Origin of the sequence: Streptomyces longisporus (assembly GCF_039532765.1) — a bacterium.
In the GTDB taxonomy this organism is placed as follows: Bacteria; Actinomycetota; Actinomycetes; order Streptomycetales; family Streptomycetaceae; genus Streptomyces; species Streptomyces longisporus.
On sequence record NZ_BAAASG010000012.1, the window covers coordinates 171,120 to 194,581 of the forward strand.

General features: G+C 67.9%; 20 protein-coding genes and 2 tRNA genes. 6 read left to right on the forward strand and 16 right to left on the reverse strand.

What is annotated here, in order from left to right:
* Positions 1–21 precede the first annotated feature (21 nt).
* Positions 22–714 (reverse strand): class E sortase, encoded by a 693-nt coding sequence (locus tag ABD355_RS26460; protein WP_344403165.1) that lies wholly within the window; start codon positions 712–714, stop codon positions 22–24.
* Between the two features lie 38 nt (positions 715–752).
* On the reverse strand, positions 753–1,532 hold the full coding sequence (locus ABD355_RS26465) for a DUF881 domain-containing protein (protein WP_344403166.1): 780 nt from the start codon (positions 1,530–1,532) through the stop codon (positions 753–755).
* 142 nt (positions 1,533–1,674) lie between these two features.
* Here ABD355_RS26465 and crgA point away from each other — a divergent pair, with 142 nt between their 5' ends.
* The gene (gene crgA / locus ABD355_RS26470) at positions 1,675–1,929 is read left to right on the forward strand and encodes a cell division protein CrgA (RefSeq protein ID WP_030939008.1); all 255 of its coding nucleotides are present in this window, start codon (positions 1,675–1,677) and stop codon (positions 1,927–1,929) included.
* Between the two features lie 267 nt (positions 1,930–2,196).
* Here the strand turns inward: crgA and ABD355_RS26475 are convergent, their stop codons facing one another.
* On the reverse strand, positions 2,197–3,105 hold the full coding sequence (locus tag ABD355_RS26475) for a rhomboid family intramembrane serine protease (protein WP_344403167.1): 909 nt from the start codon (positions 3,103–3,105) through the stop codon (positions 2,197–2,199).
* Between the two features lie 127 nt (positions 3,106–3,232).
* A complete protein-coding gene (locus ABD355_RS26480) occupies positions 3,233–3,766 on the reverse strand; it encodes a peptidylprolyl isomerase (RefSeq protein WP_344403169.1) in 534 nt (177 codons plus the stop codon).
* 361 nt (positions 3,767–4,127) lie between these two features.
* Here ABD355_RS26480 and ABD355_RS26485 point away from each other — a divergent pair, with 361 nt between their 5' ends.
* The gene (locus ABD355_RS26485; RefSeq protein ID WP_344403170.1) at positions 4,128–4,829 is read left to right on the forward strand and encodes a DUF5324 family protein; all 702 of its coding nucleotides are present in this window, start codon (positions 4,128–4,130) and stop codon (positions 4,827–4,829) included.
* 249 nt (positions 4,830–5,078) lie between these two features.
* On the opposite strand, the gene ABD355_RS26490 is transcribed toward ABD355_RS26485, so the two are convergent.
* Positions 5,079–5,151: transfer RNA gene (locus ABD355_RS26490), tRNA-Ala, on the reverse strand.
* Between the two features lie 181 nt (positions 5,152–5,332).
* On the opposite strand from ABD355_RS26490, the gene ABD355_RS26495 reads away from it, so the two are divergent.
* Both ABD355_RS26495 and ABD355_RS26500 read left to right on the forward strand, forming a co-directional pair.
* Positions 5,333–5,881: a helix-turn-helix domain-containing protein gene (locus ABD355_RS26495; RefSeq protein WP_030938997.1), complete on the forward strand. Its 549-nt coding sequence runs from the start codon at positions 5,333–5,335 to the stop codon at positions 5,879–5,881.
* Between the two features lie 181 nt (positions 5,882–6,062).
* Positions 6,063–7,610, forward strand: coding sequence for a serine/threonine-protein kinase (locus tag ABD355_RS26500; protein ID WP_344403172.1), 1,548 nt, complete (start codon positions 6,063–6,065; stop codon positions 7,608–7,610).
* Positions 7,611–7,685: 75 nt separating this feature from the next.
* Here the strand turns inward: ABD355_RS26500 and ABD355_RS26505 are convergent, their stop codons facing one another.
* Together ABD355_RS26505 and ABD355_RS26510 are read right to left on the reverse strand one after the other, a co-directional pair.
* Positions 7,686–9,023, reverse strand: coding sequence for a hypothetical protein (locus ABD355_RS26505; protein ID WP_344403173.1), 1,338 nt, complete (start codon positions 9,021–9,023; stop codon positions 7,686–7,688).
* 136 nt (positions 9,024–9,159) lie between these two features.
* Entirely contained in the window at positions 9,160–9,288 is a 129-nt protein-coding gene (locus ABD355_RS26510) for a DLW-39 family protein (protein ID WP_003999697.1), read from the reverse strand.
* Positions 9,289–9,615: 327 nt separating this feature from the next.
* On the opposite strand from ABD355_RS26510, the gene ABD355_RS26515 reads away from it, so the two are divergent.
* Complete coding sequence (locus ABD355_RS26515; protein ID WP_344403174.1) at positions 9,616–9,936, forward strand: DUF6344 domain-containing protein; 321 nt, start codon at positions 9,616–9,618, stop codon at positions 9,934–9,936.
* 227 nt (positions 9,937–10,163) lie between these two features.
* Here ABD355_RS26515 and ABD355_RS26520 read toward each other — a convergent pair.
* From ABD355_RS26520 to dnaA, 9 genes are all read right to left on the reverse strand, one after another.
* A tRNA-Ile gene (locus tag ABD355_RS26520) sits at positions 10,164–10,240 on the reverse strand.
* Positions 10,241–10,376: 136 nt separating this feature from the next.
* Positions 10,377–11,171 (reverse strand): DUF3566 domain-containing protein, encoded by a 795-nt coding sequence (locus ABD355_RS26525; protein WP_344403175.1) that lies wholly within the window; start codon positions 11,169–11,171, stop codon positions 10,377–10,379.
* Positions 11,172–11,189: 18 nt separating this feature from the next.
* On the reverse strand, positions 11,190–13,784 hold the full coding sequence (gene gyrA, locus ABD355_RS26530) for a DNA gyrase subunit A (RefSeq protein WP_344403176.1): 2,595 nt from the start codon (positions 13,782–13,784) through the stop codon (positions 11,190–11,192).
* A gap of 42 nt (positions 13,785–13,826) precedes the next feature.
* Positions 13,827–15,911 (reverse strand): DNA topoisomerase (ATP-hydrolyzing) subunit B, encoded by a 2,085-nt coding sequence (gene gyrB / locus ABD355_RS26535; RefSeq protein ID WP_344403177.1) that lies wholly within the window; start codon positions 15,909–15,911, stop codon positions 13,827–13,829.
* A gap of 373 nt (positions 15,912–16,284) precedes the next feature.
* Positions 16,285–16,821: a DciA family protein gene (locus tag ABD355_RS26540; RefSeq protein ID WP_344403179.1), complete on the reverse strand. Its 537-nt coding sequence runs from the start codon at positions 16,819–16,821 to the stop codon at positions 16,285–16,287.
* Positions 16,818–17,939, reverse strand: coding sequence for a DNA replication/repair protein RecF (gene recF / locus ABD355_RS26545; protein ID WP_344403180.1), 1,122 nt, complete (start codon positions 17,937–17,939; stop codon positions 16,818–16,820). The genes ABD355_RS26540 and recF overlap by 4 nt, the downstream gene beginning before the upstream one ends.
* Positions 17,940–17,994: 55 nt before the next feature.
* Positions 17,995–18,870, reverse strand: coding sequence for a phosphogluconate dehydrogenase (NAD(+)-dependent, decarboxylating) (gnd, locus tag ABD355_RS26550; RefSeq protein ID WP_344403181.1), 876 nt, complete (start codon positions 18,868–18,870; stop codon positions 17,995–17,997).
* 140 nt (positions 18,871–19,010) lie between these two features.
* On the reverse strand, positions 19,011–20,141 hold the full coding sequence (gene dnaN, locus ABD355_RS26555; protein WP_030938963.1) for a DNA polymerase III subunit beta: 1,131 nt from the start codon (positions 20,139–20,141) through the stop codon (positions 19,011–19,013).
* Positions 20,142–20,998: 857 nt separating this feature from the next.
* Complete coding sequence (gene dnaA / locus ABD355_RS26560; RefSeq protein WP_344403182.1) at positions 20,999–22,933, reverse strand: chromosomal replication initiator protein DnaA; 1,935 nt, start codon at positions 22,931–22,933, stop codon at positions 20,999–21,001.
* Positions 22,934–23,307: 374 nt separating this feature from the next.
* On the opposite strand from dnaA, the gene rpmH reads away from it, so the two are divergent.
* On the forward strand, positions 23,308–23,445 hold the full coding sequence (rpmH, locus tag ABD355_RS26565; RefSeq protein WP_003956500.1) for a 50S ribosomal protein L34: 138 nt from the start codon (positions 23,308–23,310) through the stop codon (positions 23,443–23,445).
* The last annotated feature ends 17 nt before the right edge of the window (positions 23,446–23,462 follow it).

A 23,462-nucleotide genomic window follows, 5' to 3' on the forward strand; every position in this document is an offset into this window, starting at 1 on the left:
TCACGCCGTACCCGCACCAGACTAACGGCGCAGCGCCTCTGGTTTCCCGGCCTCCACAGGCTGTGTGGAATCCAGATGCGCCCACACGATCAGCCGATGGCTGTGCCCCCACTCCGGATCGCACGTGGTGAGCGTCAGATAGCGGCCCTCACGCGTGTACCCCGACTTACGTGGCACAGGATCGATCACCTCAACGTCCGTCGGAACAGTTTTGTAGGGCCCTTTGTCGATCCGATACGTGAACCAGGTGGTCCCGTCCGTCAGCACCACCGCGTCACCCGGCCTCAGCTCGGGGAAGTCCACGAACGGATCTCCGTACGTCCGCCGGTGCCCCGCCACCGCGAAGTTGCCCTCCTGCCCCAGCTGCGCGGTGTTCGCGTAGTGACCCAGACCCTTCTTCAGCGTGTTCACCGCAGTGTCCTCGAGCACGGGCTTGTTCCACGTGAAACCAAGCCGCGGGATGTACATGATCGCGAAGGGCTTCCCCCCGACATACGGCGCCGGCTTTTGGGGACCGGCCGAAGCCCCGGATGCGACAGGGGCCGCCGGATGCGCCGACTGCTTCGCCCACTGGTCATGCAGCACATCGATCTGGTGGTTCATCGCACCGTCCGCCCGCACACCCGTCCAGAACAGCACATAGACGACGAAAAGCACGATCAGGCTGCCCACGGTGATACAGAGCTCACTGACGGTCCTCACGACGACGCGCACCGGCAGCTCCCGAAACGACTCAGTTCACTCGGCTCAGTTCACTCCACGGGCTGGGCGTAGTGCAGATCCACTGTGCCCGAGTACCCGGGCAGAGTCACCGTCCCGTCGTGGGTCACTTTCCAGCCGAGGCCGTACACATTCACGTAGACCATGTAGTTCTGGATCGCCGTGGAATCCGACAGCGCCTTGTTCAGCTTGTCGGGATCCCCGATCGCCGTGATCTTGTACGGCGGCGAGTAGACGCGCCCCTGAAGGATCAGGGTGTTGCCCACGCAGCGCACGGCACTGGTGGAGATCAGCCGCTGGTCCATCACCTTGATGCCCTTGGCACCGCCCTGCCACAGCGCATTCACCACGGCCTGCAGATCCTGCTGGTGGATCACCAGGTAGTCCGGCTGCGGCTCGGGATAGCCGGGGAGCTTCGCGGTGGCGTCCGGCGGGGCGTCGTTGAGCGTGACGGTGATCGCCTCACCCTTCAGCTTCTGCGTTCCCGCACCCTTCTCCAGTCCCGCGAGCTTCTCGTCCTGCGCCTTGGTGCTGCCGTCGTCACGCTCGGCGAAGGACTCGACCTCACGGCGCAAAGAGCCGTTGGACTGGTCCAGTTCGCCGTTCTTGCGGCTGCGCTCCTGGATGAGGTCGGAAAGCTTCAGCAAGGACGTGTCCGTACGGATATTGGTGCCCTTGGCCGTATTGAAACTGGTGAAGAAAATGAGCCCCGCGAGAGCGAAGACGGCCACCGTGAGCACCCGCACCGGCCGGAAACGGCGCCCGCGGGCAGGACTGGATCCGTCCTGGGGGGAGTCGGCAGAATTGCTCAACGTACCCTTATCTCCTTCGGCGCCGCGGAAGCACTACGCTAACGGACGCCCGGGGGAGCGCTAAGAGTCCCCTTGTACGCTGCTCCGGAGCCAGCCACAGTTCCCTGCGCGGCCACGCAGCGCATCGACAGGAGAGACCCTCGTGCCGAAGTCACGTATCCGCAAGAAGGCCGACTACACGCCGCCGCCGGCGAAGCAGGCGACCAGCATCAAGCTGAACAGCCGCGCCTGGGTCGCGCCCGTCATGCTGGCCATGTTCCTCATCGGCCTGGCCTGGATCGTCGTCTTCTACGTGACCGACGGTTCCCTGCCCATCGATGCGCTGGACAACTGGAACATCGTGGTGGGCTTCGGCTTCATCGCCGCCGGATTCGGCGTCTCCACGCAGTGGAAGTAACGGCCACCTCCCGGTGAACATAGCCCTGCCCACGGCTATCCGCTGAGTTATCCACAGCCTGCAGAAAAATCCACAGCTCCTGGGGAAAAGAACGACCATCTGTGGATAACCAGCCGCCCATTGACGCCGATACGACCATCCCACCCAGCTTCGCAAACCTGTTCGCCCCCTGCCTGACCTGCGGAAACACTGGTCGGTGACAGGGGGCACAGCTGTTCCCGCACGCTATGCACAAGACCGGCCACCCGCTGTGGACAAGTGGGCACGTCAGGTGAGCTGAGCCGTCCTGAGCAGGGTCAAGGCCACTACGACGACCAGGACCAGGGCGCAGGTGCCGTACTGGACGAGGGCGCGGTGTTCGCGTGGGGCGTGGACCATGGCGTAGCCGGTGATGACGCCGGCGACGAGGCCGCCGATGTGGGCCTGCCAGGCGATGTTGCTCCAGCCGAAGGTGAAGATCAGGTTGATCACCAGCAGGGCGATGATCGGCCGCATGTCGTAGTTGAGGCGGCGCATGAGGACGGCGGTGGCGCCGAAGAGGCCGAAGATGGCGCCGGAGGCGCCGAGGGAGGCTTCGGTCGGTGAGGCGAGCAGATAGGTGAGGGCGCTGCCGGCGAGGCCCGAGACGAAGTAGAGGCAGAGGTAGCGGGCGCGGCCGAGGGCTGCTTCGAGGGGGCCGCCGAGCCACCAGAGGCTGAGCATGTTGAAGCCGATGTGCCAGGGTTGCTGGTGCGTGAACATCGCGGTCACCAGGCGGTACCACTCGCCGTCGGCGACGCCCTGGGTGGCTTTGAAGGGCGCCGGGGGCCATTCGCCGATGAGGACGAGGTGGTCGAGGAGCGAGCTCTGGACGTGGACGGCGATGAACACCGCCACGTTGATCCCGAGGAGGATCTTGGTGAGCAGTCGCGGGTCGGCCGTGACGGTGCCGCCGGCGATGGTGCGGGGTCGGGTGGCGGCCGGGTGGTGTCGGGTGCCGGAGTCGCCGCGGGCGCAGTCGGGGCATTGGAAGCCGACGGAGGCGTTGACCATGCATTCGGGGCAGATGGGGCGTTCGCAGCGGGTGCAGCGGATGCCGGTCTCGCGGTCGGGGTGGCGGTAGCAGCCGGGCAGGCTCTGGGCGTGCTGGGGTCCCTGGTCGTCCGGGCCTTGTGGGCTGCCTGGCGCCTGGTCCATGAGATCCCCTAGGTCGTGGTTCGGGTGGTGTGCACAAATGCACCGCCCCGCCCATCTTTACGGATGGGCGGGGCGTTTGGTTCCTGCTGTGCGGGGACTCGACCGTGCGGTGGGGTCCTCGTGGGTCTCAGCCCTCGCGGGTTTCGACGACGACGGACTCGATGACGACGTCGTTGACCGGGCGGTCGGTGCGGGGGTTGGTCTGGGTGGTGGCGATGGCGTCGATCACCTTCTGGCTGGCGGGGTCGGTGACCTCGCCGAAGATGGTGTGCTTGCGGTTCAGCCACGTCGTGGGGGCGACGGTGATGAAGAACTGGGAGCCGTTGGTGCCCGGGCCGGCGTTGGCCATGGCGAGCAGGTAGGGCTTGTTGAAGGAGAGGTCGGGGTGGAATTCGTCCTCGAACTGGTAGCCGGGACCACCGGTGCCGTTGCCCAGCGGGTCTCCGCCCTGGATCATGAATCCGCTGATCACCCGGTGGAAGACCGTGCCGTCGTAGAGCTTGTCCGTGGACTTCTGGCCGGTGGCGGGGTTGGTCCACTCACGCTCGCCGGTGGCGAGTTCGACGAAGTTCCGGACCGTCTTGGGCGCGTGGTTCGGCAGCAGCCGGACCTCGATGTCGCCGTTGTTGGTCTTCAGGGTGGCGTAAAGCTGCTCGGCCACGATCTGCCTTCCGTTGTCTTCCTGTGACTCCCTGATCCTCGCACGGTCTGCGTCGTGCGTCGCCCGGCGCCCGTCTGTGGGGGCTTGTCGGGGGGTGTTGCTTGCAGAAATCCGGTCGAGTGTGTTCGGGCCGGGGGCGCTGGGCGGCGATCCGTGGCATTGTCGACGACAAGCGCCTGTTGCCCCGTATTCATCCTCTATTGGACTTGATCGGCTCTTGATCGGCTCTTGCTGGAGATGGTCGGAGTCGGTGTGCATGACCCGGATGCCCGCCCTCACATGCCCCGGTGTCTGTTGACAGGCATGATCCGTAAAAGGGTGGAAAGTCGAAATACCGTACGCCACCGAGGAGGAGGAACCCGTGACCCGCATCGACAGCGTGCGCGCCGCGACCGGTTCGGCGAAGGACAGCGTGCTGCACGCCGCGGAAGTGGTGGCGCCCTACGCCGACACGGCCAAGGACAGGGCCGCACACTACGCACACGAGGCACGCGTACGGCTCGCGCCGAAGGTGTCCCAAGCCGCGGATCAGGCCCGCGTCCAGTACGACGCGCATGTCGCGCCGCGTCTGGAGCAGGCCCGTACGCATGTGCCGCCGAAGGTTGACCAGGCCGCCCATGAGGCTGCCGTCCGTACCCGGCAGGCGGCCAGGCAGGCCGCCGACTATTCCCGGCCGAGGCTGGAGCAGGCGGTGGCCGTGGCCGGGCCTGTCAGGGACGAGGCCGCCGCGCGCGGTGCTGCCGCATTGGCTGCGCTGCGTGGTCAGGTCTCGCCGAAGGAGATTCAGAAGCTGGTTCGTCGGCATGAGCGTCGGGCGAGGGCCGGGCGTGCCGCGAAGGTTTTGCTGGTGCTCGGCGCTCTGGCGGGCGGTGCTTTTGCTGCCTGGAAGTGGTGGGACAAGCAGGCCAACCCTGACTGGCTGGTCGAGCCGCCTGCTGCGACGGAGGTTCCGGAGTCGAGCCGGTTGTCGTCGGTGGATGGCAGTGGTCAGTCGTTGCTCGACCCCGAGGTGGAGGCCAAGGAGGCCGAGGAGGAGGCCGCTCAGCGCGACGACGGCCGGTGACGTGCTGTGGGCTGAACTATGGCGTGGGGCGGGAGACTTGAGGGTCTTCCGCCCCACGGCTGTGTTTCACGTGAAACACGTCCGGCGGCGCAGTCACCTCGTGGATGGCGGCCGCGGTGTCAGCGCCTTTCGCGCGGGCGGAGGTCACCGAGGGCGCGATGTACTTCCGCTTCCCGCCAGGCAGGGTCGGCCGCGTTAGCGAAAAATCCCCTCCGCACTGCGTTTCCGCAGGTCGGAGGGGATCTGGCGTGGAGCCTAGGGGAGTCGAACCCCTGACATCTGCCATGCAAAGACAGCGCTCTACCAACTGAGCTAAGGCCCCGGAAAGGGGGCATCCCCCGGAAGAACCGCGTACCGGTGGGTGCCGCTGACCAGAGTACCGGGTCACCCCCGGGATCTCGCAAAAAGATTGGGGGTCCCCGTGGACGACCACTCTCCGTAAGATGCTCGGCGTGGTTCGCTACAGCGAACCACAGTACTTGGGGAAGCGATGGGGAGACGCAATGGACGCCGCACAGCAGGAAGCGACCGCAAGAGCGCGGGAACTGCAGCGGAACTGGTACGGGGAGCCGTTGGGGGCGCTCTTCCGTAAGCTCATAGAAGATCTCGGACTCAACCAGGCTCGTCTCGCGGGGGTGCTGGGGCTGTCCGCTCCGATGCTGTCGCAGTTGATGAGCGGGCAGCGGGCGAAGATCGGAAACCCGGCTGTCGTGCAGCGGGTGCAGCTGCTGCAGGACCTGGCGGGGCAGGTCGCGGACGGCAGCGTGAGCGCGGCCGAGGCCACGGAGCGCATGGAAGAGATCAAGAAGTCGCAGGGGGGCTCGGTGCTCAGCAACACCACGACCACGACGAGCAGTTCGGGGGCGCCCACGGTCAAGCGGGTGGTCCGCGAGATCCAGTCGCTGCTGCGTTCGGTGGCGGCTGCGGGGGACATCATCGACGCCGCAGACACGCTCGCCCCCAGTCATCCGGAGCTGGCAGAGTTCCTCCGGGTGTACGGCGCCGGCCGGACTTCCGACGCGGTCACGCATTACCAGTCGCACCAGAGCTGAGTCCGTGGCCCGGTCGCCGAAGGGGGTTCGGCAGCCGGGTCGACGGCCGAGGAGGGGCGCGGGGAGCCCGGGGCTCGTATCGCTCATCACACTCGTCGAGGAACGGCGCTGGGGGGAGTCGTACCACCTGTCGAGGGGCAAGCAAGGGGGGTAGCCGAAGGGGGAGGAGCGACGCACAGCCATGGGTGAGGTCTTCGCCGGCCGGTACGAACTGGTCGACCCGATCGGGCGCGGAGGGGTCGGCGCTGTCTGGCGCGCCTGGGATCACCGCCGGCGCCGCTATGTGGCCGCCAAGGTGCTGCAGCAGCGCGACGCGCACTCTCTGCTGCGTTTCGTCCGCGAGCAGGCTCTGCGTATCGATCATCCCCATGTGCTGGCGCCGGCCAGCTGGGCCGCCGACGACGACAAGGTCCTGTTCACGATGGATCTCGTCGCCGGCGGTTCGCTGGTTCATCTGGTCGGGGACTACGGTCCGCTGCCGCCGGCCTTTGTGTGCACCTTGCTGGACCAGCTGCTTTCGGGGCTGGCCGCGGTGCATGCGGAGGGTGTGGTGCACCGCGACATCAAGCCGGCCAATGTCCTGCTGGAGGCCACCGGCACGGCTCGGCCGCGGCTGCGGTTGTCCGATTTCGGCATCGCGATGCGGCTGGGTGAACCGCGTCTGACGGAGACCAATCTCGTGGTGGGGACGCCGGGTTATCTGGCGCCGGAGCAGATGTTGGGCTCGGAACCGGACTTCCCCGCCGATCTGTTCGCGGTGGGTCTGGTCGCGTTGTATCTGCTGGAGGGGGCCAAGCCGGACGCCAAGGCGCTCATCCAGTACTTCGCGGCGCACGGGACGCCGAGCGCGCCCAAGGGCATTCCCGAGCCGCTGTGGCAGGTTGTGGCGACGTTACTGCAGCCCGACCCGCTCGCCCGGTTCCGTACCGCCACAGGGGCGCGCAAGGCGCTCGCCTCTGCCAGGGAGTTGTTGCCGGAACCCGGCCCCGACGACGAGTTGATCGAGATCTTCGACCAACTCGGCCCGCTCCCACCGGGGTTCGTCCCCTCGGGACCGCTCAAGGCCGCACCGGGAGTGGAGGCGAGGAGGGAGGCCGACACTGACGGAACGGGTGTAAGTGGGGCCTTTTCACGGCCCGTTGAGCGGTCTGTTGAGGCAGAGGCGTCCTCCGTGTCGTCCGCGTCGGACGCTGAAGCCGTGGCGTCCACCGGCGTGACACCGCTGCCCGACCCGCGTCAGCGGCCCGGGCACCAGCCGGAGCCGTCCGTCCCCATGCAGCCGCCCAGCATGTCGGACACCGGCAGCTTCCATCTGCCGCCCCCGCAGGCCTCCGCCTCCTCCACCCGGACTCCCCCTCCACAGCCGCCGACGCCCCCCGCACAGGCGCGCACCGACCAGGACGGCCGGCACCAGCCCGCCTACGCCTCCCCCCATGACCCCACGCATGTACTGCCCTCCCGCCAGTCGTACACGCCGCTGCACCCCGCCCAGGCCCCGACGCCGACACCAACGCCGTACCAGCGCGCTGACGTCTCCACTGTTTCGTACACCGCCCAGGCCCCTCGGGTTCCGCCTCCCGTGCAGGCGATCCCGCAGGAGACGACGCGCCGTAGCCATCGCGCCCGCCCCGCACAGCGTCCCGGCCCGCCCGCCAAGGTGGCGATCCCGCTCCTGTTTCTCGCGCTGGCCTGCTACGCCGTGGGGTTCTGGGCGCTGACCCGTATCTGAACAACCGTCCGCCGGCTCGCGATCCGAGGGCCGCAGGGCCTCACCGGGCCGCTGCCCCGCGCCGGGCCGTGGGCGTCACCAGGTCCGTGCTCTTCGCCGGGCGGCGACCGTCCATGCTCCGAGTACGGCGAGCACGACGGTGCCCGCTCCGATCCCGCCCGCGGCGACGGCCTTCATCGTGGCGTGGGCGTCCGGGGTCGCGCCCTGCGCGGCTGCCTGCCGGTCCTGTGCGGTGACCTCGAAGACGTTCGCCGGCACGGACTGCCCCTCGTAGTCGGGGCCGTCCTGCGCCGCGCCGTCGATCCCGATGCGCAGGGTCAGCCGGAAGGGCCCGTCGCCGAACTTTTGGGCCACTCCCGCGGCGAGGTGCACCACCAGGTAGTACGAGCCGGCGAACCGCATCGCGTTCACGCGGTCGGGGATGGCATAGCGGTTGCTGTAGTCGACGGCAGGCACCGCGGCGAGGGAGGCCGACTTCTGCTTGCCGTCGTAGCCGGTGTTCGCGTCCTCCACGTCGGCGCGGACGGGGTTGTAGAGGGTGAGGGCCAGGGCGTCGATGGCGTAGCCGTGGCCGTCGCCGTTCACGCTGCCGAGTTCGGCCGTGGCGGACGGCTGTTGGCCCCAGCCGACCGGGATCTTGTAGAAGAGCGTCTGCCCGGGCGTGATGCCGGCGCTCCAGACGCCCTGTCCCACGGAGACCGCCCGGGAGAAGCCCGCGCCGCCCTGGCTGTGCTCCACCGGACCCGAGGCAGGGGTGGGTGAGGCGGAGTTCCACACCTTGGGCGGGCTCGTCGCAGCGGCCTGCTTCAGGCGCGGTTCGGTGGTGGTGGTGATCTCCAGGTCCCAGGCGCCGGGCGAGGAGTCCGCCGTACCGGTGCGTTCCACGACGACGTAGTAGGTGCCGGCGCCCCGGCAGAAGGGGGCGGCCGGGGAGGTCGTTCGTGCGCCCCATGCCGTGATGGGGTGCGGGCTCCTGGCGGCGCCGAAGCGGGCGCGTTCGTTGGAGCAGGAGTGGTTGTCGGCGTCCTGCACCGACACCCTGATGCCGTCGGTGATGGAGAGCGTGGCGTCCGCGCGGGGGATGGCGGTGACGGAGACATATGCGTCGGATGCGGCGTCGAGATGCAGGCGGTAGTAGAGCTCCGCGTCTCTGGGGAGGGAGCTGCGGTAGGTCCTGCCGGCTTCGAGCAGTTCGGCGCCCGTGGTTCCTTTCGCGCCGTCCACAGGTTGTGCGTCCTGCGCAAAGGCGTAGGAGGAAGCGGCGGTGCTCTGGGCTTCGGCTGCCACGGCGGCGGCCGGCCGGGGCGCCGCAGCTGTCGTGCACAGCACCGCTGCCACGGCCGCCACGCGCGCGCGTGCCGAGGTACGCCAGCGCCATGCTCTCGCGCGCCACCACGCCGTACGCCGCCCCATCACGCGCCACCCCTCGCCGTCGTCCGGACCGCTGGACCGTGGCCCATCCTGCCCCGCGAGGCCGGGCCTCATCCGGGCAACACAAAACCCCGACCGTAAGGACGGCCGGGGTCTGTTCAGATTCGGTTGTCGATACTCACGAACCCGTGGGCACGGAGTCGGTCGCCTCCGTCCACAGATCCTGCTCGGCGCGATCCGCCTGGATCTGGCGGTACACGAGGAGCCCGCCGATGGCGGCCAGTGCGACCAGGAGAAGCTTCTTCACCGCGCGACCTCGTCTTTCCTTGACGTAGGGGACTTCTGGCGCCCGACTATACACACCGACCGATACCGATCGGTGACCTGCGTGGGCCCTCAACTCCCCTCCGGCACACCGCAGTAGAACCGGAGGTCACCGCTCCGATCTAAGGGTGATCACATCCCCACAGACGGTGACTTTGTTCTTCATTCTCCTATTTACGAGCAGTTTGCGCCCATCCGGGTGTTGTTCATCTGAACATCGCCGCGCCACGGGCGTCGGTCCACCACTTCGCGGCCCCGATACACATCATGAGGAAAGTACGCAAATCGCCCGACCCGAAAGTGAGGGGCCATGGCCCAGAACCAGGTCATGAAGCTGTGGAACGTCCTCGTCACCGCCTTCCTGGCGCTGTGCACGACGCTCGGACTCATCACGACGACCGCCGCCGCGGCGGTACCGCAGACCGAGGCGACCGGCAACTGCAGCGCGCCGGTGACGATCCCGACGGCGTCCCACTGGTCCTGGACCTACGCCAGGGCCCTGCCCCCCACGATGAAGCAGCGCATTCGCGCCGAGGCCCACGGAAAGTCCCCCAGCTGCCGCCACAGCCCCCTCACGGAGACGGAGGCGGGCACGGACCTCTCCGAGCCGGCCACTCCCCTCCAGCTGTGAGGCACCGCACCTGCAACCCGGCGTAACGGCGAACTTGCGTACCCGAACCGCCCATGAAGAAGACCCCCGACCGGAAACGGTCGGGGGTCTTCTTCATGCTGTGGGGCTGACAGGACGGGAAGGACTGCTCGGACCGTCACGGTCCGGCTTGCCCGGCACACCTGCGGCTGAAGTCATCCGGTGATGCCAAAAGACCCCCGATCCGTGTGGACCGGGGGTCTTTTCGCTGGTGGGGCTAACAGGATTTGAACCTGTGGCCTCATCCTTATCAGGGATGCGCTCTAACCAACTGAGCTATAGCCCCGCCGCGCTTTGCGGTGTGTGTCCCGCGCGCTGACCCCTGAAGATTAGCGCACGACGTGGGCAGTCCCAAAATCGGTTGTCTCAGGGACGGGGGCAGGGCCGGCGGCAGAGGTTTTGGGCGACGTTCGCGGTTGGTGTCACTCGTCCTCGGCGAGCGTCAGCTCGATGCCGCCGACGAAACCCGCGGAGAGGTTGTAGATGAACGCGCCGAGAGTCGCGAGAGCCGTCGCGAGGACGACGTCGATGACCGCGATGATCGAGGTGAACATCAGGACGTGCGGGAGCGACAGGAACGACTGCAGGTCGAAGCCATTCGACTCGTTGGAGCCGGTGGCTTCCGAGATCGTCCCGCCGACCGTCGAGAAGACTCCCATCGCGTCCATGACCATCCACAGCACCGCGGACGCGACGATCGTGCAGATGCCCAGCGCGATGGAGAGCAGGAAGCTCACCTTCATGACCGACCACGGATCGGCCTTCGCCACGCGCAGACGTGCCTTACGGATACGGGGCGTGGTGCGCGCGCCGGTGCGCGGCCGCCGTACGGCTCCGGTCGGTGACTGGGCGGGCGCCTGGGCCTGGGTCTGGTAGGCCTGCGGCGGGTGGTAGGGCCCGGCGGGCTGCTGCGGCTGCCGCTCACCGGGGAGCGGAGAGGCCGCCTGGGGCGGTGCGGGCTGGGCCGGAGGCTGCTGCGGCTGGGCGGGAGCCGCCCCGGCCTTCTGCTGCTTCGTCTGCGGGCCTCGGGCTTCCGTCACAGTTCCCCCCTGGGATCCATGAGTCTCCGACGAGGGCGAGTCGGTCTCGGCTGCGTCGATCTTGCGCAGTTGGGTCGTGTGCGGATCCGTCGCACGCGCGGCGGAGCCACGGCCGCCTCCGTCCGATTCCGTACCCGTGGGGGTAGCGGCCGATCCGGCGCCCGTGGCTCCGCTCACGATGACTCACTCCTCGTGCTACTCGGCCGAGGGCGCCTCACCCTCGTCCGTGCCGGTGGTCGCGGCACCTTCGGCGGTCTCGTCGACGGCCACATCGCCGTCGACCTCCTCCGCCTCGCGTCCCGCCTCGGCGTTACGAGCGATACCGACGACGGCATCGCGCTTGCCCAGGTTGATCAGTTGGACGCCCATGGTGTCACGGCCCGTCTCCCTGACCTCGTTGACTCGCGTACGAATCACACCGCCCGACAGCGTGATGGCGAGGATCTCGTCGGTCTCCTCGACCACCAGCGCGCCGACCAGCGAACCGCGGTCCTCCACGATCTTGGCAGCCTTGATACCGAGGCCGCCGCGACCCTGGACGCGGTACTCGTCGACGGCAGTCCGCTTCGCGTACCCACCGTCCGTAGCAGTGAACACGAACGTACCGGGTCGAACAACATTCATCGACAGAAGTTCATCGCCCTCACGGAAACTCATGCCCTTGACACCGGAGGTGGCACGGCCCATGGGCCGCAGGCTCTCGTCCGTGGCGGTGAACCTGATCGACTGTGCCTTCTTGCTGATCAGAAGCAGATCGTCATCGGGCGAAACGAGTTCGGCGCCGATCAGTTCGTCGTCCGAACCGTCCTCCGTCTCCCGGAGGTTGATCGCGATCACACCGCCGGAGCGGGGTGAATCGTAATCCTTCAGCGGCGTCTTCTTGACCAGGCCGCCCTTGGTGGCGAGGACCAGGTACGGCGCCGCCTCGTAGTCGCGGATCGCCAGGATCTCGGCGATCGCCTCGTCCGGCTGGAAGGCGAGCAGGTTCGCCACGTGCTGGCCGCGGGCCTCACGGCCGGCGTCCGGAAGCTCGTAGGCCTTCGCGCGGTAGACGCGGCCCTTGTTGGTGAAGAACAGCAGCCAGTGGTGCGTGGTCGAAACGAAGAAGTGGTCGACGATGTCGTCCTGCTTCAGCTTCGTGCCGCGCACGCCCTTGCCGCCGCGCTTCTGCGAGCGGTAGTCCTCCGTCTTGGTGCGCTTGATGTAGCCGCCGCGCGTGATGGTGACGACGATGTCCTCTTCGGCGATCAGGTCCTCGATGGACATGTCACCGTCGAAGGGCACCAGCATCGTCTTGCGGTCGTCGCCGTACTTCTCGACGATCGCGGCGAGTTCCTCGCTGACGATGCCGCGCTGGCGGACCGGGGAGGCGAGGATCTCGTTGTACTCGGTGATCTTCGCCTGGAGCTCGTCGTGCTCCTGGATGATCTTCCGGCGCTCCAGGGCGGCCAGTCGGCGCAGCTGCATCTCGAGGATGGCGTTCGCCTGGATCTCGTCGATCTCCAGGAGCTCCATCAGGCCCGCGCGCGCGATCTCGACGGTGTCGCTGCGCCGGATCAGGGCGATGACCTCGTCGATGGCGTCCAGGGCCTTCAGCAGGCCGCGCAGGATGTGCGCCCGCTCCTCGGCCTTGCGCAGCCTGAAGCGCGTACGGCGGACGATGACCTCGATCTGGTGCGTCACCCAGTGGCGGATGAACGCGTCCAGGGAGAGCGTGCGCGGGACACCGTCGACCAGCGCCAGCATGTTGGCGCCGAAGTTCGTCTGCAGGTCCGTGTGCTTGTACAGGTTGTTCAGGACGACCTTCGCGACCGCGTCCCGCTTGAGCACGATGACCAGCCGCTGGCCGGTACGCGAGCTCGTCTCGTCGCGGACGTCCGCGATGCCGCCGATCTTGCCGTCCTTCACCAGGTCGGCGATCTTCTGCGCGAGGTTGTCGGGGTTGACCTGGTACGGCAGCTCGGTGACCACCAGGCACTGGCGGTTCTGGATCTCCTCGACCTCGACGACCGCGCGCATGGTGATGGAGCCACGGCCGGTGCGGTATGCCTCCTCGATGCCCTTGCGGCCCACGACCAGGGCGCCGGTCGGGAAGTCCGGGCCCTTGATGCGCTCGATGAGGGCGTCCAGGAGCTCCTCGTGCGAGGCGTCCGGGTTCTCCAGGTACCACTGGGCGCCGGCCGCGACCTCGCGCAGGTTGTGCGGCGGGATGTTCGTCGCCATGCCGACCGCGATACCGGCCGAACCGTTGATCAGCAGGTTCGGGAAGCGGGCCGGCAGGACGGTCGGCTCCTGGGAGCGGCCGTCGTAGTTGTCCGTGAAGTCGACGGTCTCCTCGTCGATGTCACGGACCATCTCCATCGACAGCGGCGCCATCTTGCACTCGGTGTAGCGCATGGCCGCCGCCGGGTCGTTGCCCGGAGAGCCGAAGTTGCCGTTGGAGTCCACCAGCGGCATCCGCATCGACCACGGCTGCGCGAGGCGGACCAGCGCGTCGTAGATCGAGGAGTCGCCGTGCGGGTGGTAGTTGCCCATGACGTCGCCGACGACACGGGCACACTTGTAGAAGCCGCGCTCGGGGCGGTAGCCGCCGTCGTACATGGCGTACAGGACGCGGCGGTGGACGGGCTTGAGGCCGTCCCGGACGTCGGGCAGCGCACGCGAGACGATGACGGACATCGCGTAGTCGAGGTACGAACGCTGCATCTCCGTCTCGAGCCCGACGGGCTCGACACGCTGGGCGATGTCGCCGCCCTCTTCAGGCGTGAGGGGGGTGTTCTCGTCGGCCATTGCTGGTGAAGATCCTTCCTGGTGCGGTCAGCTGAGACCGACTCAGATGTCGAGGAAGCGGACGTCCTTGGCGTTGCGCTGGATGAACTGGCGGCGCGCCTCGACGTCCTCGCCCATCAGGACCGAGAACAGGTCGTCGGCCTGTGCGGCGTCGTCCAGGGTGACCTGGCCCAGCACCCGGTGCTCCTGGTCCATCGTCGTGATGCGCAGCTCCTCGGCGTTCATCTCGCCGAGGCCCTTGAAGCGCTGGATGGAGTCCTCACGCACCCGCTTGCCGCGCTGGCGGCCCAGTTCGAGCAGCGCGTCGCGCTCGCGGTCCGAGTACGCGTACTCGGTGTCGTCCCGGCCCCACTTGATCTTGTAGAGCGGGGGACGCGACAGGAACACGTGCCCGGCCTCGACCAGCGGCCGCATGAAGCGGAACAGGAACGTCAGCAGCAGGGTGTTGATGTGCTGACCGTCGACGTCGGCGTCCGCCATCAGGATGATCTTGTGATAGCGGAGCTTCTCAATGTCGAAGTCCTCGTGCACGCCCGTGCCGAACGCCGAGATCAGCGCCTGGATCTCCTGGTTCTGCAGGATCTTGTCGATCCTGGCCTTCTCGACGTTGAGGATCTTTCCTCGGATCGGGAGGATCGCCTGGTACTGCGGGTTGCGGCCGGACTTGGCCGAGCCGCCGGCGGAGTCACCCTCGACGATGAAGATCTCGCACTTGGTCGGGTCGTTCGACTGGCAGTCGGAGAGCTTGCCCGGCAGGGACGCCGACTCGAGCAGGCCCTTACGGCGCGTCAGGTCACGGGCCTTGCGGGCCGCCACGCGCGCGGTGGCCGCCTGGATGCCCTTGCGGATGATGTCCGCCGCCTCGTTCGGGTTGCGGTCCAGCCAGTCGTTGAGGTGCTCGTAGACCGCCTTCTGGACGAAGGTCTTCGCCTCCGTGTTGCCCAGCTTGGTCTTGGTCTGGCCCTCGAACTGCGGCTCGCTCAGCTTCACCGAGATGATCGCCGTCAGACCCTCGCGGATGTCGTCACCCGTGAGGTTGTCGTCCTTCTCGCGCAGCAGCTTCTTGTCGCGCGCGTACTTGTTGATCAGGTTGGTGAGCGCCGCGCGGAAGCCCTCTTCGTGCGTACCGCCCTCGTGCGTGTGGATGATGTTGGCGAAGGAGTAGACGCCCTCGCTGTAACCGCTGTTCCACTGCATCGCGACTTCGAGGGAGAGGCTCTTCTCCTTGTCCTCCGCCTCGAGGTCGATCACCGTCGGGTGCACCACGTCGCCCTTGCGGGAGTTGAGGTACTTCACGAAGTCGACGATGCCGCCCTCGTAGTGGTACGTGACGTGCTTGACCTCGGCGGTCTCGTCGGCACCCGCCTCGTCCGCCCCGGAGGTGGCCTTCGCCGACTCGCGCTCATCAGTGAGTTTGATCGTCAAACCCTTGTTGAGGAACGCCATCTCCTGGAAGCGCCGCGAGAGCGTCTCGAAGGAGTAGTCGGTGGTCTCGAAGATGTCGGCGTCGGCCCAGAAGGTGACCGACGTGCCGGTCTCCTCGGTGGCCTCGTGCTTGGCGAGCGGCGCCGTGGGGACGCCCATCTTGTAGTCCTGCGTCCAGCGGTGACCGTCGGTCCTGACCTCGACCGCGACCTTCGAGGACAGCGCGTTCACCACGGAGACGCCGACGCCGTGCAGACCACCGGAGACCGCGTAGCCGCCACCGCCGAACTTGCCGCCCGCGTGCAGAACGGTCAGCACGACCTCGAGTGCCGGCTTGCCCTCGGAGGGCACGATGCCCACGGGGATGCCACGGCCGTTGTCGACGACGCGGACGCCGCCGTCGGCGAGGATCGTCACGTCGATGGTGTCCGCGTGGCCGGCCAGTGCCTCGTCGACGGAGTTGTCGACGACCTCGTACACGAGGTGGTGCAGCCCTCGCTCACCGGTCGAGCCGATGTACATACCGGGGCGCTTGCGGACCGCGTCCAGGCCCTCGAGGACGGTGATGGCGCTGGCGTCGTACGAGGCGGTGACCTCGCCGTTCGACGAGGTCACCGCGCCGCTGGCGCCGGCGTCGGTGGACGGGATGTTCTCGTTGGGGTTGCCGGAATCGGCCACGAAGCGCCCTTTCTGGCACAGCACGAGCCGGGCTCGTCGGCGGGTTGCCGGAGCGGCTGCGGCATGTTGCGTTGGTAAGCCTTGTTCAGCGTTGCTCAGCTTTTCCCGGACGTCCCCACGACTGGGGCGGGATTGTCTTCCAGTCTACCGGTAGCGCCGACAGTGATGGGGGTTTGCCGGTACCTGAGTCCTCATGTGGCGCCCTGAACCGGCGTCTGCCGGGTCCCCATATACGGAGCAGGGCTCCAAGAGGCTCACAGAGGCACTCAGCGCTTCCGACTGTCAACCCTTGGCTACTTGGGAGTCAGGTCGCAATTCGCAACCGTGTGCGGTGGCACGACACAGAGGCCGCCGACGCCACGACCGGACCGCCGACGGCCTGCAGATGTGAGGTCTGTCACCCATACGTGTCGCCGGGGCCCGTGCTGCCAGGGGCACGCAGGGGACCGTAGCGACGGGCGGGGCCACCGGGGCCGTTCACCTTGATCATCTTCACCGCGCCGTGCCCGAGGTCCTCGTTGAGCCGGGCCACGAGCGTCGGGGCGAGCAGGCGCAGATTCGTCGCCCAGGCCGTCGAATCGCAGCGCACCACCAGGACACGCTCGTCCTCGTCGTACTTCTCCGGCTCGCAGTGCTTGGCCACGTCCTCGCCCACGATCTGCGGCCAGCGGCCCATCACCCCGCCCACCGCCGCCGGCGTCTCCCAGCCGCGCTCGGTGATGAGCCGGTTGATCGCAGCACCGAGCGCCATGGGGTCGCGCCCGTCAGCGCGCGCGCCGGAGCGCAGACCACCGCGCCGCGCCTGCTTCTTCTGCTGCGCCGCGTCCCCACGCGCGCGTGCCTGCTCCTTCGCCGCCCTCAGCGCCACGCGCGCGAGGTCGACACCGGACGGCTCGGGGGCCGCCTTCCCGGGCGTGGGCTGTTCGTCCGTCATGCGCGCTCCACCGTCCCGTCCGACACGGAGTACCGCGTCCCCGTCAGTACGTGCGGTACGTCGTCGTCGACCGCGGCCGTCACGAGCACCTGCTCACCGGGCGCGACCAGCTCCGCCAGGCGCTCCCGGCGCCGGGTGTCGAGCTCCGCGAAGACATCGTCGAGGACGAGCACCGGCTCGTTGCCCTCGGCCCGCAGCAGGTCGTACGAGGCGAGACGCAAGGCCAGCGCATACGACCACGACTCCCCGTGGGAGGCGTACCCCTTGGCGGGCAGCTGACCGAGTTTGAGAAGCAGATCGTCCCGGTGCGGTCCTACGAGGGTGACGCCCCGCTCGATCTCCTGCTTGCGCGCCTCGGCGAGCGCCCCCATCAGCTGCTCGTAGAGATCCTCGCGGGTATGGGCCTCACCGGGCGCCGACGGCTTGTACTCCAGGCCGACCGGGCCGCCCCCCGGCGCCAGCTGCTCGTATGCCTTGTCGGCCAGCGGCTGGATCGACGCGACCAGATCCAGCCGCTGGGCGAGCAACTCGGCGCCCGCGCGCGCGAGATGCTGGTCCCAGACGTCGAGCGTGGACAGGTCCATGGAGCGGCCGCCGTGCCGGCGGGCCAGCGCGGCCGACTTCAGGAGCGTGTTGCGCTGCTTCAGGACCCGCTCGTAGTCGGAGCGCACGCCGGCCATGCGCGGGGAACGCGCGGTGATCAGCTCGTCGAGGAAACGACGCCGCTCACCGGGGTCCCCCTTGACCAGGGAAAGATCCTCGGGCGCGAACAGCACGGTCCGTACGATGCCCAGCACATCACGCGGCCTGACCTGCGAGGACCTGTTGATGCGGGCGCGGTTGGCCCTGCCGGGGTTCAGCTCCAGCTCGACCAGCTGCTGCCGCTCGCCCTGTTTGACCTGCGCCCGGATGACCGCGCGATCCGCGCCCATGCGCACCAGCGGGGCGTCGGAGGCCACCCGGTGGCTGCCGAGGGTGGCGAGATATCCGACGGCCTCGACGAGGTTCGTCTTGCCCTGGCCGTTCGGGCCGACGAAAGCGGTGACGCCCGGGTCGAGCGGGACTTCGACCCGGGCGTACGAGCGGAAGTCGGCCAGCGACAGGTGCGTGACGTGCATGGTCGGTCGCCGACCTCCCCCAGGTTGCGGGCTGACTTTTCAACAGCCCTGTGGATTACTTTTTCTCGACCGCGTGGCCGCCGAACTGGTTCCGCAGCGCCGCGATCATCTTCATCTGCGGAGAGTCCTCCTGACGCGACGCGAACCGCGCGAAGAGGGAGGCCGTGATCGCGGGCAGCGGCACGGCGTTGTCGATGGCGGCTTCCACAGTCCAGCGTCCCTCACCGGAGTCCTGTGCAAAACCTTTCAGCCTGTCCAGGTGCTCGTCCTCGTCGAGGGCGTTCACCGCGAGGTCCAGCAGCCAGGACCGGATGACCGTGCCCTCCTGCCAGGACCGGAAGACCTCGCGCACATCCGTGACCGAGTCGACCTTCTCCAGCAGCTCCCAGCCCTCGGCATAGGCCTGCATCATCGCGTACTCGATGCCGTTGTGAACCATCTTCGCGAAGTGCCCCGCACCGACCTTGCCGGCGTGCGCCGAGCCGAACTTCCCCTCGGGCTTCAGCGCGTCGAAGACCGGCTGCACCTTGGCGACGTTCTCCGCGTCACCGCCGTACATCAGCGCATAGCCGTTCTCCAGGCCCCAGACGCCGCCGGAGACACCGCAGTCCACGAAGCCGATGCCCTTGGCCGCCAGCTCCTCGGCATGCCTCTCGTCGTCCGTCCAGCGGGAGTTGCCGCCGTCCACGACGACGTCTCCCGGCTCCAGCAGCTCGGCCAGCTCGTCGATCGTCGACTGGGTGGCGGCACCGGCCGGGACCATCACCCAGACCACGCGGGGCCCGCTGAGCTTGCCCACAAGCTCTTCCAGGCTGTGGACATCGGAAAGGTCCGGGTTGCGGTCGAATCCGATCACGGTGTGGCCTGCGCGGCGTATCCGCTCACGCATGTTGCCGCCCATCTTGCCGAGGCCGACGAGACCGAGCTCCATCAGTTGATCCTTAGGTTGCTGTGTGGCGTGTGGGGCACGTTCGTACCTGCGTCCGAGCCTAAACCCGGACGCTCGCGCACACCTGTGGGCATACCCGCTCATAAGTACGCCCCGACCTGCGGATTCTCTGAGGACAGCGATCAGCCGCTGAGCCGCACAGGCATGATCAGGTACTTGTAGGCCTCGTCCGCCTCGGCGTCCAGCGCCGGCTTGCCGCTGAGCAGCGCGGGCTTGGTGGACGTCGTGAACGACAGCTGCGCCACCGGCGAGTCGATGGCGCTCAGGCCGTCCAGGAGGAACGTCGGGTTGAAGGCGATCGAGATGTCGTCGCCTTCCAGCTGCGCGTCCACACGTTCCACAGCCTGTGCATCGTCACTGGAGCCGGCCTCCAGGATCAGCACGCCCTGCTCGAAGCTCAGCCGCACCGGGGTGTTGCGCTCGGCGACCAGGGCCACACGCTTGACGGCCTCCACGAAGGGGGCGGTCTCGATGACGGCGACGGTGTTGAACTCCGTCGGGAACAGCGTGCGGTACTTCGGGAGGTCGCCCTCGAGGAGGCGGGTGGTGGTGCGGCGCCCGGCGCCCTCGAAACCGATCAGCCCCTCGCCCGCGCCCGAGCCGGACAGCGCCAGGATCACGCTGTCGCCGCTCGTGAGGGCCTTGGCGGTGTCCAGGAGCGTCTTGGCGGGCACCAGGGCGACCGCGGAGGCCTCGGGGTTCTCCGGCTTCCACAGGAACTCGCGGACCGCGAAGCGGTAGCGGTCGGTGGAGGCCAGGGTGACGGTGTCGCCCTCGATCTCGATGCGCACACCGGTGAGGACGGGCAGCGTGTCGTCACGGCCGGCCGCGATGGCCACCTGGGCGGCGGCGGAGGCGAAGACCTCACCGGGGACGGTGCCCGTGGCGTTCGGCATCTGCGGCAGCGCCGGGTACTCCTCCACAGGCAGGGTGTGGAGTGTGAATCGGGAGGAACCGCAGACCACGGTCGCCCGTACACCGTCTGTGGAAATCTCTACGGGCCGGTTGGGCAGCGCGCGGGAGATGTCGGCGAGTAGCCGGCCTGAGACGAGGACGGTGCCCTCCTCCTCGACCTCCGCCTCCACGGACACCCGCGCGGAGACCTCGTAGTCGAAGCTGGAGAGGCTCAGAGCACCGTCCTCGGCCTTCAGCAGGAGGCCGGCGAGGACAGGCGCCGGCGGACGGGCCGGGAGGCTGCGCGCCGCCCAGGCAACTGCCTCCGCGAGTACGTCGCGTTCCACCCGGATCTTCACTGTTGCCGCCTCCTGCTGTTGCCGGCGCTTCTCGCCCTGCCTGGCTTCGTCGTCTGTCTCGGTGTCGTCGGTCCCTGCGGTGGGAAGGACACCGGGGAACAGTCTGACGCACGGCACTGACAGTAGGTGCCTCTCGGGGTCAAGTCGTGACGAGGGCCAGCCGGGAGCCGAGCGGCAAGTTGTGCACAGGACCCCCTTCGAAACGAACTTCTCGCTCTCTCTAGTCGGGAGTAGTAGTAGGGGCTGTGGAAACCGTGGATAACCTCGTTTCCCCAGCTCAGAGGCGAGATTTTGTCCACGGCCCCTGTGGGCGGAGACAGTGGACAACTTTGCAGATCTGTGGAGAACGGAAAGTTCTGCACACTCCGTGCACAGCCTGAGGTGAGTTCTCCCCAGCGCCGTCCCCAGCTTTGGCCCCGTTGCCCACAGCCCGCCCCGGCAGCTTTGTGTGACGCCTTTCACTCGACGCGGTGATCAGGCGCGTCACGTTGCCGAACAGTGGACAGCGCTGTGGAGAAGGTGGTGTTTGCTGGGGACAATCAAGCCCAGCCTGTGGGTTGCCGGTGGACAACTTCGTGCACAGCTTGTGGATCAGTTCTCCGTCCACAGTCTGTGGAGATCGTTCGTCCACCGTTCCACAGCCCCTTGAGCTGCTTGGATGGTTGTTCAACAGGCAGGCTGTGGACCGAGCTCTGGACAACTTCGCAGTCCCCAGCATGTGGACAGCAGAAAGTTCACGAATCTGTGGAGAGCGGCCGTAACTCGGCAGGTAATCGAACAGCGGGCATCCCCGGCATGAAGAAGGGCGCCCCGGGAGCGTGTCCCGGAGCGCCCTCGACGAGGTGCGTCTGTGGCTGTCAGCCGTTCTTGATGCGGTTCGTCAGCTCGGTCACCTGGTTGTAGATGGAGCGTCGCTCGGCCATCAGATTGCGGATCTTGCGGTCGGCGTGCATGACCGTGGTGTGGTCGCGGCCTCCGAACAGTGCACCGATCTTCGGCAGGGACAGATCCGTCAGCTCCCGGCACAGGTACATGGCGATCTGGCGGGCCGTCACCAGCGCGCGGCCGCGTGAGGTGCCGCACAGGTCCTCGACGGTGAGGCCGAAGTAGTCGGCGGTCGCGCTCATGATGGCCGTGGAGGTGATCTCGGGTGCCGAGTCCTCACCGCCGGGGATCAGGTCCTTGAGGACGATCTCGGTGAGGCCCAGGTCCACCGGCTGCCGGTTGAGCGACGCGAACGCCGTCACGCGGATCAGCGCGCCCTCCAGTTCGCGGATGTTGCGCGAGATGCGGGAGGCGATGAACTCCAGCACCTCCGGCGGGGCGTTGAGCTGTTCCTGCACGGCCTTCTTGCGCAGGATCGCGATGCGGGTCTCCAGCTCGGGCGGCTGGACGTCGGTGATCAGACCCCACTCGAAACGGTTCCGCAGCCGGTCCTCCAGCGTCACCAGCTGCTTGGGCGGTCGGTCGCTGGAGAGCACGATCTGCTTGTTGGCGTTGTGGAGCGTGTTGAAGGTGTGGAAGAACTCCTCCTGCGTCGACTCCTTGTCCGCGAGGAACTGGATGTCGTCGACGAGCAGGATGTCCATCTCGCGGTAGCGCTTGCGGAAGCTGTCGCCCTTGCCGTCGCGGATGGAGTTGATGAACTCGTTGGTGAACTCCTCCGAGCTCACATAACGCACACGTGTACCCGGGTAGAGGCTGCGCGCGTAGTGCCCGATGGCGTGCAGCAGGTGGGTCTTGCCGAGTCCCGACTCCCCATAGATGAACAGGGGGTTGTACGCCTTCGCCGGTGCCTCGGCGACGGCGACCGCGGCGGCGTGTGCGAAGCGGTTGGAGGCGCCGATGACGAACGTGTCGAAGAGGTACTTCGGGTTGAGGCGTGCGGTGGGCTCGCCGGGACCGGTGGCCGGCGCGGGCTTCGCGGCCAGCGGGCCGGGGGCGCCGCTGGAGGCGGGCAGCGAGGAGCCGACGGGGCCGCCGCGGTGGACGTGCCCGGAGCCGGAGGGCTGCTCGGGCAGTTCCCGGCGGGCGTCGCGCTGGTCGTAGTCGGGGCGCGGCTGGTCGTAGTCCGGGCGCGGCTGGTCGTAGTCCGGGCGCGGCTGGTCGTAGTCGGGTCGCGGCGCTTCGTACGGCGGGCGCTCCATCGACTGCGGACGGTAGTCCTGGGGGGGTGGGGCGTACGAGTCCTGGGCCGGGGAGCCGTAGGAGTCCTGGGGCGGCGATGCGTACGGGTCCCGCTCGGGGAAGCCGAGGCGCTGCTGCTGCCAGCTGTACTCGTCCTGCGAGGGGCGCGGCCAAGCGCCGGGCTCGGGGCGCTGGTACTCCGAGGGGTAGGCCGGGCGGGCGGTGGGCAGCTGGTCGCCCGGGTCGCCGGGGAGTTGCTCGGCGCGGTTCACCCGGTGGTCGTCGGCACGGTGGCGGCCGTAGCCGTCGTACTGCCCGGAGGGGAGTTCGGGTTCCTCGTAGCGCGGCTGGGGGCGGGCCGGGGGTGCCGGCGGGGCGGGGGGTTCGCCCGCGGAGTCGTCGACGGTGATCGCGATGCGGATCGGGCGGCCGCACTCGCGGCTCAGGGTTTCGCTGACGATGGGGGCGAGGCGGCCTTCGAGCACGCCCTTCGCGAACTCGTTGGGGACGGCGAGCAGGGCGGTGTCGGCGACCAGCGCGAGTGGCTGGCAGCGCCGGATCCAGTGCTCGTCCTTGGTCTCTACGCCCTGCCCTCGGCCCTCGCCGAGAAGTTGTTCCAATACTCGTGGCCACACTGCGGCAAGATCGGCAGGTACGTCAGCCACAGGGCACGCTCTCTCACGGGTCCCACGAACGTGTGATTGTGGGACGGGTCGGGATTCAAATGGGGTGGGGCAGGTACAAGGGAACGAATCGGAGTTCAGCCACGGTAGTCAGGGCGACGGGTGCGGTTCAAGTTGTTGTCCCCAGGCTGTGGATAGTGTCTCCCAGTGACCGCTGGTTTGACCGGATGGCGTAGCCCCGCGTACCGTAACCAGGTCGAGTTGTCGATGGCTGCTGCCGCCTGCCTCCGATGGGCACAGATCATTTGGGTGATCGGGAAGCGGTGCACTCGGGCGTTACTGCGAGCTACTCGTGGGCGCACGGTGACAGCCAGGACGGCACCCCGCCACTACCGATTGATTTCTGGAGCCCCCGAGTGAGCAAGCGCACCTTCCAGCCGAACAACCGTCGTCGCGCCAAGACCCACGGCTTCCGGCTGCGTATGCGCACCCGTGCCGGCCGCGCGATTCTCGCGTCCCGCCGTAGCAAGGGTCGCGCCCGCCTTTCCGCCTGATCCCGGTCAGGTCATGC